This is a genomic window from Bradyrhizobium sp. U531 (assembly GCF_051710265.1).
Classification (GTDB): domain Bacteria; phylum Pseudomonadota; class Alphaproteobacteria; order Rhizobiales; family Xanthobacteraceae; genus Bradyrhizobium.
The window spans coordinates 278467-290389 of the sequence record NZ_JASVEN010000010.1 but is presented as its reverse complement, the minus strand read 5'-3'; the positions used below and the strand labels follow the sequence as shown (position 1 = coordinate 290389).

Sequence of the window (11923 nt, the reverse complement as noted above, 5' to 3'; positions counted from 1 at the left end):
TGCATTTCTGTTGCGCACGGATTGCGGGTGCCGCCGGCGCCCGGCCTTCCCTGCGCCCTCTGGTCTTCATGGGCGCGAACGAACAGCAAAGCTCGGGCGAAAGGCGCCGCGAGAACGGGAAGGCGTGTCTGCAATTGCGAGAGCCGATGAAATGCGATCCGCTTGCCACACGCTCGCAATGACGTGGAGAGAGCGAGCGATACATTCGCGCCTCGTGCCCCGGACGCAGCGCAGCGCACTTGCGCGGTGCGCTGCAGAGCCGGGGCCCATGCATCGACGCGGCACGCGGCCGCTGGGTCCCGGCTCTGCGCAGCAGCGCAAGGGCGCTGCAGCGCGTCCGGGACACGAGCCGTCGGCACAGCGGCCCACAAAAGAAAAGGCCCGGTCGCGATCGCGGCCGGGCCTTCGTCGTGAAATTTGATGTCCGTTTACGCGGCCGTCGAAGCCTTCCGTGCAGCCTTCTCCGCCGCGGCGTCCGCCTCGTCCTTGCGGATCTCCGACAGGCGCTTCTGCACTTCCGCCGAGAAGATGTACTGCGCCGGGCGCTGCTTCGACATGTCGATCTCCGGCGCCATCGGGCCCGAGGTCTTGATGCCGCGCAGCGACACCCACATCGCCTTCAGCGGGTTGTTGAGCGCGGCCGTGGCAGCCGTCGGCTCGTAGCCGCAATGGGCCATACAGTCGGCGCACTTCTCGTACTTGCCGGTGCCGTAGGTTTCCCAATCAGTGGTGTCCATCAGCTCCTTGAAGGTCTTGGCGTAGCCTTCACCGAGCAAATAGCAGGGCTTCTGCCAGCCGAAGATGTTGCGCGCGGGCATGCCCCAGGGCGTGCACTCGTATTCCTGGTTGCCGGCGAGGAAGTCCAGGAACAGGCCGGAATGCATGAAGTTCCACTTCTTGCCCTTGCCCATCGCGAAGACGTCGCGGAACAGCTTCTTGGTCTTGGTGCGGTTGAGGAAGTGCTCCTGGTCCGGCGCGCGCTCATAGGCGTAGCCCGGCGACATCGAGACGCCGACGCCGAGCTCGACGGTGAGATCCAGGAACTTCGCGATCTCCTCGGCCGGGTGGCCGTCGAAGATGGTGGCGTTGACGTTGACGGTGAAGCCGCGCGCCTTGGCCGCCTTGATCGCGGAGACGGCGCGGTCGAATACGCCCTTCTGCGACACCGCCTTGTCGTGATGATCCTTCAGACCGTCGAGATGGACGGAGAAGAACAGGTAAGGGGAGGGCTCGAACAGATCGAGCTTCTTCTCGAGCAGCAGCGCGTTGGTGCAGAGCGAGACGAACTTCTTGCGCTCCACGAGGCCGCGCACGATCTCGCCGATCTCCTTGTGGATCAGCGGCTCGCCGCCGGGAATCGCTACCATCGGCGCGCCGCACTCGTCGGCCGCATCCCAGCACTCCTGGGCGGTCATGCGGCGGTTGAGGATCGCATCCGGATAATCGATCTTGCCGCAGCCGACGCAGGCAAGGTTGCAGCGAAACAGCGGCTCCAGCATAAGCACGAGCGGGTAGCGTTTGCGGCCAAGCATTTTCTGCTTGAGCAAATAGCCGCCGATACGCATTTCCTTGAAGAACGGGATAGCCATTACAAGTTTCTTTCTGGGCTTTTGAATTCGGGTGGGTCAGCTCGCAGCCAATTGGGCCGGAAGCCGGAATTCGATGTTTTCCTCGCGGCCCGGCAACACCTGGACCTTCACCGGTCCAATCCGCCGCATCGCTTCGATCACGTCATCCACGAGTACCTCGGGCGCCGAAGCGCCGGCCGTGATGCCGACGGTCCTAGCACTTTTCAACCACGCCGGATTGAGCTCGCTGCCGTCCGCAATCAAATAACTCGCGACGCCGGCCTCGGTGCCGATTTCGCGAAGCCGGTTCGAATTCGAGCTGTTGGCAGCGCCCACCACCAAGATCACGTCGACCAGCTTGCTCAAGTCCCTTACCGCAGATTGGCGGTTCTGTGTCGCATAGCAGATATCCCGGATATCCGGACCTTGAATATCTGTAAAGCGGGCCTTGAGGGCGGCGATGATATCCTTGGTATCGTCCACCGACAGGGTGGTCTGGGTGATATAGGCCACTGGCCGATCCGCCGGCAGGGTGAGGGCCTTAACCTCTTGAACGCTCTGAACAAGCAGCACCGGGGCGGGAATCTGGCCCATGGTTCCCTCGACCTCGGGGTGCCCGGCATGGCCGATCAGGATCAGGGTGCGGCCGGTGCCGATGTAGCGCTTCCCCTGATTGTGAACTTTCGTGACCAGGGGGCAGGTGGCATTGAGCACCGGAAGGTCGCGCGCGGCGGCCTCTTCCTCGACGCTGCGGGCGACCCCATGGGCGCTGAACACCGTCACCGCCTTCGGAGGAACCTCGGACAGCTCCTCGACGAAGATCGCGCCTTTGTCCTTCAGGCTCTCGACCACGTATTTGTTGTGCACGATCTCGTGGCGCACGTAGACGGGCGGGCCGTACTTCTCCAGCGCCCGTTCCACGATCTCGATCGCACGCACCACACCCGCGCAGAAGCCGCGCGGTTGCGCCAGATAAACTTCCATGGGACGCCCATCACGCAAGTTGCACCAATCCGCTTCGTAGGTCCCCAGCGGCACCCGATACCAACCAATGAGTTGCAATATCCGCACCATTGGTTCGCGCACGCGGTAGCCACCCACCCCGTCGGGGCTCCGGCGCATGGAGGCGCAATACTTTGTGTCAAAAAATCGGCAGCAAGGAAAGGTCGAATGAAACCTCCGGCTCGCCACGCCGACGTTTACAGGTATTATAGTACGTAATTTGTTCGGGGACAAATGGCGACATTTGCGCTCAGGCTTTCGTCACTTTCCCGCCTCATCTCCCCGGCTATACGAACCGCCCGCATGGTTTTGCCACGGTCTCCCGCCGTTTACCTCGAACCTTCTCGCGGCGAGAGCTACCCAAAACAGCAATAGGTTTCGCCCGGGAACTCCGTTAAAGAGCGGGCGTTTCCGGCAAGCTGTTAACCGCAGAAAGAAAAGAAGTGCTGCAAAGCGTCGTCGTTGCCATCGTCAGGGCCTGCACCCGGTTTGCCTCCCTCGTCGTCATTCTCGGGCTCCTGCTGTCGGTGGGCGCGGGCTATTACGCGTCCCAGCATTTCGCCATCAACACCGACATCAATTCGCTGATTTCCCAAAACCTCGACTGGCGCAAGCGTGACCAGCAATTCGACAAGGCGTTCGACCAAAACGAACTCATCCTTGCCGTGGTCGAAGCCCGAACGCCGGAGATGGCGAGCGCGGCGGCAGACGCGCTCCACGCCAAGCTGAAGGACGACAAGACCAACTTCCAGTCGATGCAGCAGCTCGGCAGCGGCGAGTTCTTCGAGAAGAACGGCCTGTTGTTCCTGCCGACGGAAGAGGTCGGCAAGATCACCGGCCAGTTCGAATCCGCAGCTCCCCTGATCGAGATCATGGCCGGCGACCCCTCGATCCGCGGCCTGACCGGCGCGCTCGAGACGGGACTTGCCGGCGTCAAGCGCGGCCAGGTCAAGCTCGACAGCACCGAGCGGCCCTTCGGCCTGATCGCGCAGACGGTCGAGACCGTGCTCAACAAGGGCAATGCGAGCTTCTCCTGGCGCGAGCTCGTCGGCGACGAGCCGCTGAAGGACTCCGACAAGCGCGCCTTCATCGAGTTCAAGCCGATCCTCGACTACAACGCGCTCGAGCCCGGCAAGGATGCCACCGACGCGATCCGCAAAGCCGCCGCGGAGCTCGATTTCGCGAACAAGTACCAGGCGCGGGTGCGGCTGACCGGCCCGATTCCGATCGCCAACGAGGAATACGCGACCGTTCAGGAAGGGGCCGTCATCAACGGCGTCGGCACGGTTCTCGTCGTGCTGGTCATCCTGTGGCTGGCTCTGCATTCGTCGAAGATCATCTTCGCCGTGTTCGTCAATCTCTTCGTCGGCCTTGCCATCACGACCGCGGCCGGCCTGATGATGGTCGGATCGTTCAATTTGCTGTCGATCGCGTTCGCGGTGCTGTTCGTCGGCCTCGGCGTCGATTTCGGCATCCAGTACAGCGTCCGCTACCGCTCGGAGCGCTACAAGCACAACGACCTCTCGGGTGCGCTGGTGCTGGCGGCCAAGCGCTCGGCGGTGCCGCTGTCGCTCGCGGCGATGGCGACGGCCGCCGGCTTCCTCTGCTTCATGCCGACCGACTACAAGGGTATCGCGGAGCTCGGCCAGATCGCCGGCGTCGGCATGCTGGTGGCGTTCCTCTCGTCGATCACCATTCTGCCGGCCATGCTGAAGCTGCTGAACCCGCCCGGTGAGAAGGAGCCGGTCGGCTATGCCTTCCTGGCGCCGCTCGACAACTTCCTGGAGACGCACCGCGTGCTGGTCGTGGGCGGCACACTGCTGCTCGCGCTCGCCGGCCTGCCGCTGCTCTACTTCATGAAGTTCGACTTCAACCCGATGAATTTGCGCAACCCGAAGGCCGAATCGATCGCGACCTTCCTCGATCTGCGCAAGGATCCCAACACCGGCGCCAATGCCATCAACGTGATGGCGACGTCCGAGGAGCAGGCCAGGCAAATCGAGGCGAAGCTCGAGAAGGTGCCCGAGGTGCTCAGGGTGATGTCGCTCGACAGCTTCGTGCCGCAGGACCAGCCGCCGAAGCTGAAGCTGCTCGCGCAGGGCGCCAAGGTGCTGAACCCTGCGCTCAATCCCGAGCAGATCGATGCGGCGCCGTCGGATCAGGAAAACGTGGAGTCGCTGAAATCGTCGGTGGATAATCTGCGCCGGACCGCGGGCGACGCGAAGGGCCCTGGTGCGATCGCCTCGCGCCGTCTGGCCGACGCGCTCGAAAAGCTGGCCAATGGCGACGAGGCCACGCGCAACAAGGCACAGGAAGTCTTCGTCACGCCCTTGAAGATCGTGTTCGGCCAGCTCAGGAACGCGATGCAGGCCGAGCCGGTCACCCTGAAGTCATTGCCGCCCGACCTCGTCAACGCCTGGAAGAGCAAGGACGGCATCATCCGCGTCGAGGCGCTGCCCAAGGGCGATCCCAACGACAACGACACGCTGCGCAAATTCGCGGCGGCGGTGCTCGTTGCCGAGCCGACCGCGATCGGCGGACCGGTCTCGATCCTGAAATCCGGCGATACCGTGGTGCGGGCGTTCATCCACGCCGGCATCTATGCGTTGCTGGTGATCAGCCTCTTGCTCTGGATCACGCTGCGCCGGTTCGTCGACGTGTTGATGACGCTGGTGCCGCTCCTGGTTGCGGGCGCGGTGACGCTCGAGATCTGCGTGTTGATCGGCCTGCCGCTCAACTTCGCCAACATCGTCGCATTCCCGCTGCTGCTCGGCGTCGGCGTCGCCTTCAAGATCTATTATGTCGTGGCGTGGCGCTCGGGCAGGACGAACCTGCTGCAAACCAGCCTGACGCGTGCGATCTTCTTCAGCGCGCTCACGACCGCGACCGCGTTCGGCAGCCTGTGGCTGTCGAGCCATCCAGGCACATCCAGCATGGGCAAGCTGCTTGCCCTCTCGCTGGTGACGACGCTCGCGGCCGTGCTGCTGTTTCAGCCGGCCCTAATGGGCAAACCCCGCAATCTCAGGGAGTAGGCAGATGTCGCCGACCGGGTCGGCGGCGGCCTTCTGACCGGGCTTGGCCGCGCCGGCGGCCTTCGGGGCCGCAGGGGCGGGCGCGGGTGCGGCGGCAACCGTCGTGCCTGCAGCTTTCGGCGCCGCACCGGCGGGCTTCGGCCCGCCCTTGGCCATGGCATTGCTGGGGCTCAAGGGAATCGGCGGGCCAACCCGGGTCCAGGTCTCGCCTCCGCAGAGGAAGCCCATCACGCAGCCCTTGATTTCGAGCTGGTCGGTTCCGGTGGGCGTAATGGTTGCGCTGTAGATCTGGCCGTCCTGGGCGTTGTAGACCTGCCCTTCCCACTGATCGACGCCGGGTTTCTTCTTCATGTCGATCAGCGTGGCCATGCCCAGCGTCGGCCGGGTCTTTTTCGAGGCATCCGGATTGTTCTCGTCGCGGCCGCCGGCCTGCTTTTCCCAGGAAACGGCGCCCCACATGCTGCCATTGCATTGGGCGACGCGGATGTTGGCGACGCCGTCGGCGACCCGCCAGTCGCCGGTGGGATCGGCGGCGAGCGCCGGTGTCAGGCAGGCGTAACCGCCAGCCAGTATTAGTCCGGTGTAAAGGGCTAAACGCATGATAGTTCCTCGGCAGTGCAACATGGTTTAAAGCTGTGCTTGCGAAGATGGTCCGAAAAAGGGCAAAAGGCCGCACAGACCGTTTTCAGTCACGGTCCCTTTTCAGTTGACGACACGACCCTCAACCGAAGTATGTAACGGATGCACAGCCCAAATCCAGACATGTCTCAGCTATTCGCGGACCGTCAGGCCCAGCGCAGCACCCTGCATAATCGGTATCTGAACGAGCAGTTCGTTCGGGTCCTCAAGACCATCGGCTACGATGTCGGCTTCCAGAAGGGGCAGGGACAATATCTCTTCGATCGCGATGGCGCGCGCTATCTCGATCTGTTGTCCGGCTTTGGCGTGTTTGCGATCGGCCGCAATCATCCGGTCATGCGCGACGCGCTCAAGAGCGTGCTTGACGCCGAGCTGCCCAACCTCGTCCAGTTCGACGTCTCCGTGCTCGCCGGCGTGCTGGCCGAGCGGCTGCTGAAATACGTCCCCTATCTCGACAAGGTGTTCTTCGCCAATTCGGGCGCCGAATGCGTCGAAGCCGCGATCAAGTTCGCGCGCGGCGCGACCGGGCGTCCAGGCATCGTCTATTGCGCCCACGGCTATCACGGCCTGACCTACGGCGCGCTGTCGCTCACCGGCGATTCGAATTTCCGCAACGGCTTCGAGCCGCTGCTGCCGGGCTGCACCTCGATCCCGTTCAACGATCTGGCCGCGCTCGAAAAGGCGCTGGCCTCGCGCGAGGTCGCGGCCTTCGTCGTCGAGCCGATCCAGGGCAAGGGCGTCAACATGCCCACCGACGAATTCCTGCCGGGCGCAGCTGCGCTCTGCAAGAAATACGGCACGCTGTTCGTCGCCGACGAGATCCAGACCGGCATGGGCCGCACCGGCCGTTTCCTCGCGGTCGAGCACTGGAACGTCGAGCCCGACATGGTGCTGCTGTCGAAGTCGCTCTCGGGCGGCCACGTGCCGGTCGGTGCCGTGCTGACGCGCAAGGCCATCTTCGACAAGATCTTCAACCAGATGGACCGCGCCGTGGTGCACGGTTCGACTTTCTCCAAGAACGACCTTGCGATGGCCGCGGGCATCGCCACGCTCGACGTCATGGAGTCCGAGAAGCTGATCGAGTCCGCCGCCAAGCGCGGCGCCGAGCTGCGCCTCGCGCTGACGCGCATGGTGCCCGGCTACGAGCTGATGAAGGAAGTGCGCGGCAAGGGTCTGATGATCGGCGTCGAGTTCGGTCCGCCGAAGTCGCTGCGCCTGCGCGCCTCGTGGAACGTGCTGGAGACCGCCAACAAGGGCCTGTTCTGCCAGCTCATCACCGTGCCGCTGTTCAAGGACCACAAGATCCTGACGCAGGTCGCCGGCCACGGCAGCCACACCATCAAGCTGCTGCCGCCGCTCACCATCACCGAGGAAGACTGCACCTGGATCGAGAAGGCGTTCGACGACGTCATCGCCGGCAGCCACAAGGTCCCCGGCGCGATCTGGTCGCTCGGCAAGACGCTGGTGGACAACGCGGTGCGAAGGTCGGCGTAACAACCCGGTCGCAAAGCTGAAGGGCCGTGTCGGCCGTTCAGCCATGCACGCTGTACCGCCAGAGTTCGAGCATATTCAGGACCGTCAGACCGGCGAAGCCCGCGAGTATGGCAAGGCCGGCGAACCAGACCCATTGCTTGCGATCCTTCAGCGCCAGCAAGGTGGCGCAGGCGGTAGCGAACATCGACGGCAGGCCGGCGCAAGCGATCATCAAAGCAACCATTTTCGTTCTCCTCGACAGCTCCAATCTGATGGAGAACTGTCGGGAGAACAGTGAGGCGCGTCACGGGGAGGCCGGCCCGCGGGCGCGGACTCGTTAGCCCTCCACGTTCGCCTTCATCGCCGCCTCGAACTTGTCGACGAATTCGGCGAGCTCGTCACCGCCGATGTCGCTGACGGCCCAGAAGTTAAGGCCGCGCTCGCCCCAGCGGCGGCAGTTGAAGCCCTGCATGGTCTGCGTCTTCGGCGGCCGATGCTCGGTGCTCGACGTCTGCGACACGAACAGGTTGATGACGTGCTGGCGCCGCTTGTAGACGACGGCGCCGATGGCGCGCGCGTCGATATAATCGAGCCGGCCGCCGACCAGCGTAAAGCCTTGCGCGGTGAGATCGATCACGGGCGGAGCGACATCGAGCTTGCCGTTGAACCAGGGCTTCACCGTGTGCTGGTCGGTCGAGACCACGTCGATGAGGTGGCCGGCCTGCAGCGAGCGCAGATGCGCGGAGACGACCTCCGACAGGATGCGCTGCTGGTCGTCCTGGCGCAGCACCACGGCGACGACGCCGGAGGCGGCGAGGGCAGAGACGGCCGAGCCCATCGCGAAGCTGCGCAGCACCGAGCGGCGCGTCGGCTGCTGGCGCTGTGGCTGCGGCAGCGAGGCCTCGATGCGGCTGCGCAGGCTGGCGGGCGCGGTGTAACGCAAATTGGTATCGGCAAGCACGCGCTGCATGTCGCGCTGTGCGGCCAGTTCCGCAGCGCAGCCGGGGCAGCCGGCGATATGGGCTTCGACCTCGCGCGCATGGCCGGCGTCGAGCTCGCCGTCGAGCAGCGCGTGAAGCATGATCCTTGCTTCGTCGCAGGTCATCTTGAGTGCTCCTCTTCCGCCGTCCAGGCCGCGCGCAGCATGGCGCGGGCACGGGCGAGGCGGGACATCACGGTGCCGACGGGGGCGCCGACGGCCTCGGCGATTTCACGATAGGACAAATTGTTGATCTCGCGCAGCACGAAGGTTTCCTTGAACGGCTCGGCGAGCGCGTCGATCAGCTTGCGGATGGCGCCGGCATCGCGGCTGCGCAGCACCTCGGTTTCCGGGCTTGCCTCGCTCTCCTGCCAGATCGGCGTCTGGTCGGCGGCGCCGGGCGTATCCTCGATCGCACTGGGTCGATGCGCGCGCCTGGCATATTCGGCGTTGCAGACGTTGCGCAGGATCGCGAACAGCCAGGGTTTCATGGCCGGGCCACGATAGCTGTCGAAGTGCTTCAGCGCGCGCAGATAGCACTCCTGCACCGCGTCCTCGGCGTCGGAGGCGTCGCGCAGCAGATAGCGCGCGAGCGTGTAGACGTCGTCGAGATAGGGGAGTGCCGCCTCACGGAAGCGCTGCGCCTTCTGCAAATCGTCGTTGGCGGGCATCGCTCCTCGCTTTGCCTCTTGTTCTGCTTGTGGCTTCGCTTCGTCCCTGTTCGCCCGGTCCGGCTGCGTGACCGAAGGCAGACGAGCCCGGCCGGCGTGGGACCACCGGCCGGGCAAGGCGTTGATGCCTTGGTTGGAGACGTTACTCAACCGTGATCATCCCCGTCATGTGCGGGTGCAACGAACAAAAATATTTGTAGTCGCCCGCATTGGTGAAGGTGAAGGAGAACTTGTCGTCTGTGTCCAAGGTTTTGGACCTGAACTTGCCGGCCGATACCACGGTGTGCGGAATATCGTCCCGGTTGGTCCAGGTTACGGTGGTTCCGACCTTGATCTTGAGCTCGGCCGGCTTGAAGACGAAATTGTCGATATGGACTTCGAGGTCGTCGGCACGTGCCGCCGTTGCGGGCAGCAGGACAGCCGCGGCCAAGGCGAGACCGAGATCGACACCGAAGTCGCGGCGATTGAGAGTCTTCATTGTCAGCTTCCACCTTAGCCCTGGAGCGGCGTGTCGATGATCGCGAGCCGCTGCTCGTTCTGCTTGAAGTTGATGCTGGCGACGCCGAGCATGCTTCGGAGCCGGGCGTCCTCGACCTTCATCGGACCCGGCGAGGGAGCAGCCCCCGGCGCCGGCTGCGGGAAGGCGGTGGAGCGCGCGGTGTGGAAGGTGACGTTGCCCTCGACCTTCTGCATCACCTGGTGGATGTGGCCGTTGAGCACGGTGACCGAGCCGAAGCCCTTGACGTATTCGAGCGCGCGGCCGCCATCCTCGGTGCCCCAGCCCCATTCGGGATAGACGGTCCAGAGCGGGATGTGGGCGAACAGCACGACCGGCGTCGATTTCGACTTGCCGCGCAGATCGTCCTCGAGCCAGGCGAGTTGCTCTGCGCCGAGATTGCCGAGCCCGCCGGCCTTGAGGTCGACGACGTTGACGAGGCCGACGAAGTGCACGCCGCCGGCGTCGAACGAATACCAGCCGTGGCCCTTGGTGCCGCGGCCGTAGCGCTCGCGATAGAGCTTCACCTCCTCGTCGATGAAGTCGTGCTCGCCGGGGACGTAGTGCACGTCGAGCTTGGTTTGCGAGATGATGCGCTCGGCGTTGTCGAACTCGGAGGCTTTCGACAAATGCGTGATGTCGCCGGTGTGGATCATGAAGGACGGCTTGGCCGGCATCGCGTTGATCTTGTTGACGGCCTCCTCCAGCGTGCCGAGCGCGTTGGGATTGGCGGCCTTGTCGAAGCCGACATGGCTGTCGCTGATCTGCAGGAAGCTCATGCCGGGCGCGGCTGCGGTGGCCGCCTCAGCCGAATCGATGATGCCGAGCGAGCGCGGCACCCCGCCCGTGACGGTCCAGAGCACGCCGGTGCCGGCCCAGGTCATGCATTCCAGCACCTTGCGGCGGCTGACGCCGTCGCCCCCATGATCATGTCCGCTCATCGCAACGTCTCCACTTCGCCCGGAATTGGGCTTCGGGGAGGTGATCGGGGGAGCGGGGGGCTTATTCCCGGTTGTGATGACGTTTTCGTGAGGTTGGGCCATCCGTGTCCCGGACGCGCTGCAACGCGGAGCGTTGCTGCGCAGAGCCGGGACCCAGTAAGCGTACGCCGAGCTGTGAGATGGGCCCCGGCTCAGCGCAGCAGCGTTGCACGCTGCAGCGCGTCCGGGGCGCGAGACCTATCTCGCAAACTCTCTCACGGCCTTCACCACCGCCGCCGGCATCTCCTGCGCCACGCAATGCCCGGCGCCCTCGAACACCATCGTGCTGACCCCAGGAATCAGCGACACGGCCCGCGCTGCCATCACCTTGTAGACCGGTCCCGACTTCGCGTTGGTCGCAACGCGCACCGGGCAGTCGATCTCGGCGAGCGAACCAAACGGATTGCCCCTGATATCGCCGACATAGACCTGCGCCATCGCCTCGTAGATCGGGCGCAGCATCGCCGCCTCGATCTCCGGCGTGCAGCAGAGCCGCACCCGGCCATCGCCGAGTGGCACGAAGCCATGGCGCACATAGGCTCGCAGCGAGGCCTCGGTCCAATCAGTAAATGTCGGCGATGTGCGGTAGCGCTCGAAAACGGCGTCTGCGCTGTCGAACTCGGCCCGACGGCGCAACGCGCCCTCGACGCGGGCGATGGAGTCCTCGTCCAAGCTTCCGGCGCGCGCCGCGCGCGGGTCCATCGCCGTCGGCTCCACCACGAACAGGCGTGTGAAGCGTCCGGGCAGGAGTTTCGCCGCGAGCAGAAGATCGGTCGCGCCCGCGCTGTGGCCAATGCCGTAGACGTCGCGCAGATCGAGCGCCTCGATCACCCGGCGGATATCCTCGGCAAAGTCCAGGAATTGATACGAGGACGGCTTGTGGCTGGCGCCATGGCCGCGGCGGTCGAGCGCATAGACCGTGTAGGTCGATGCAAGCTCGCGCGCGACCTCGTCCCAGACGTCGGCGACGAAACCGGTGCCGTGCACGAGCAGGGCAGGCGGCTTGCCGCTCTCGCCCCATTGCAGCATGGCGATCTCTGCGTCGGTGGGGCCGATGGAAAAACGGTGGGGGATGAGCATGAA

General features: G+C 64.6%; 11 protein-coding genes. 2 read left to right on the top strand and 9 right to left on the bottom strand.

Annotated features, from left to right (window positions below; all coding sequences use genetic code 11):
* Positions 1 to 428: 428 nt before the first annotated feature.
* Both hpnH and ispH read right to left on the bottom strand, forming a co-directional pair.
* A complete protein-coding gene (gene hpnH / locus QRQ56_RS33400; protein ID WP_438745660.1) occupies positions 429 to 1589 on the bottom strand; it encodes an adenosyl-hopene transferase HpnH in 1161 nt (386 codons plus the stop codon).
* Positions 1590 to 1625: 36 nt separating this feature from the next.
* Positions 1626 to 2552, bottom strand: coding sequence for a 4-hydroxy-3-methylbut-2-enyl diphosphate reductase (gene ispH / locus QRQ56_RS33395; protein WP_438745673.1), 927 nt, complete (start codon positions 2550 to 2552; stop codon positions 1626 to 1628).
* Between the two features lie 461 nt (positions 2553 to 3013).
* Between ispH and QRQ56_RS33390 the strand changes: the two genes are divergently transcribed.
* Positions 3014 to 5602, top strand: a complete 2589-nt coding sequence (locus QRQ56_RS33390; protein ID WP_438745659.1) for an MMPL family transporter — start codon at positions 3014 to 3016, stop codon at positions 5600 to 5602.
* Here QRQ56_RS33390 and QRQ56_RS33385 read toward each other — a convergent pair.
* Positions 5570 to 6202, bottom strand: coding sequence for a DUF2147 domain-containing protein (locus QRQ56_RS33385; protein WP_438745658.1), 633 nt, complete (start codon positions 6200 to 6202; stop codon positions 5570 to 5572). The two genes, QRQ56_RS33390 and QRQ56_RS33385, sit on opposite strands and share 33 nt — an antisense overlap.
* A 141-nt stretch (positions 6203 to 6343) precedes the next feature.
* Between QRQ56_RS33385 and hpnO the strand changes: the two genes are divergently transcribed.
* A complete protein-coding gene (gene hpnO, locus QRQ56_RS33380; RefSeq protein WP_438745657.1) occupies positions 6344 to 7735 on the top strand; it encodes an aminobacteriohopanetriol synthase HpnO in 1392 nt (463 codons plus the stop codon).
* 37 nt (positions 7736 to 7772) lie between these two features.
* On the opposite strand, the gene QRQ56_RS33375 is transcribed toward hpnO, so the two are convergent.
* The 6 genes from QRQ56_RS33375 to QRQ56_RS33350 all read right to left on the bottom strand — a co-directional run bounded on the left by QRQ56_RS33375 (position 7773) and on the right by QRQ56_RS33350 (position 11920).
* Positions 7773 to 7958 carry a hypothetical protein gene (locus QRQ56_RS33375; protein ID WP_438745656.1) on the bottom strand — a complete coding sequence of 62 codons (186 nt, stop codon included), beginning with the start codon at positions 7956 to 7958 and terminating at the stop codon, positions 7773 to 7775.
* 93 nt (positions 7959 to 8051) lie between these two features.
* The gene (locus tag QRQ56_RS33370; RefSeq protein WP_438745655.1) at positions 8052 to 8819 is read right to left on the bottom strand and encodes an anti-sigma factor family protein; all 768 of its coding nucleotides are present in this window, start codon (positions 8817 to 8819) and stop codon (positions 8052 to 8054) included.
* A complete protein-coding gene (locus QRQ56_RS33365) occupies positions 8816 to 9364 on the bottom strand; it encodes a sigma-70 family RNA polymerase sigma factor (RefSeq protein WP_438745654.1) in 549 nt (182 codons plus the stop codon). Before QRQ56_RS33365 ends, QRQ56_RS33370 begins: the two co-directional genes overlap by 4 nt.
* Positions 9365 to 9506: 142 nt before the next feature.
* On the bottom strand, positions 9507 to 9842 hold the full coding sequence (locus tag QRQ56_RS33360; RefSeq protein ID WP_438745653.1) for a cupredoxin domain-containing protein: 336 nt from the start codon (positions 9840 to 9842) through the stop codon (positions 9507 to 9509).
* Positions 9843 to 9856: 14 nt separating this feature from the next.
* On the bottom strand, positions 9857 to 10801 hold the full coding sequence (locus QRQ56_RS33355; RefSeq protein WP_438745652.1) for a metallophosphoesterase family protein: 945 nt from the start codon (positions 10799 to 10801) through the stop codon (positions 9857 to 9859).
* A gap of 237 nt (positions 10802 to 11038) precedes the next feature.
* Positions 11039 to 11920 (bottom strand): alpha/beta fold hydrolase, encoded by an 882-nt coding sequence (locus QRQ56_RS33350; RefSeq protein WP_438745651.1) that lies wholly within the window; start codon positions 11918 to 11920, stop codon positions 11039 to 11041.
* Between the last annotated feature and the right edge of the window lie 3 nt (positions 11921 to 11923).

Bases quoted from the DNA above. Each gene is read 5' to 3' on its own strand.
- hpnH (WP_438745660.1), bottom strand. From the start codon at position 1,589: ATGGCTATCCCGTTCTTCAAGGAAATGCGTATCGGCGGCTATTTGCTC.
- ispH (WP_438745673.1), bottom strand. From the start codon at position 2,552: ATGGAAGTTTATCTGGCGCAACCGCGCGGCTTCTGCGCGGGTGTGGTG.
- QRQ56_RS33385 (WP_438745658.1), bottom strand. From the start codon at position 6,202: ATGCGTTTAGCCCTTTACACCGGACTAATACTGGCTGGCGGTTACGCC.
- hpnO (WP_438745657.1), top strand. From the start codon at position 6,344: ATGCACAGCCCAAATCCAGACATGTCTCAGCTATTCGCGGACCGTCAG.
- QRQ56_RS33375 (WP_438745656.1), bottom strand. From the start codon at position 7,958: ATGGTTGCTTTGATGATCGCTTGCGCCGGCCTGCCGTCGATGTTCGCT.
- QRQ56_RS33370 (WP_438745655.1), bottom strand. From the start codon at position 8,819: ATGACCTGCGACGAAGCAAGGATCATGCTTCACGCGCTGCTCGACGGC.
- QRQ56_RS33365 (WP_438745654.1), bottom strand. From the start codon at position 9,364: ATGCCCGCCAACGACGATTTGCAGAAGGCGCAGCGCTTCCGTGAGGCG.
- QRQ56_RS33360 (WP_438745653.1), bottom strand. From the start codon at position 9,842: ATGAAGACTCTCAATCGCCGCGACTTCGGTGTCGATCTCGGTCTCGCC.
- QRQ56_RS33355 (WP_438745652.1), bottom strand. From the start codon at position 10,801: ATGAGCGGACATGATCATGGGGGCGACGGCGTCAGCCGCCGCAAGGTG.
- QRQ56_RS33350 (WP_438745651.1), bottom strand. From the start codon at position 11,920: ATGCTCATCCCCCACCGTTTTTCCATCGGCCCCACCGACGCAGAGATC.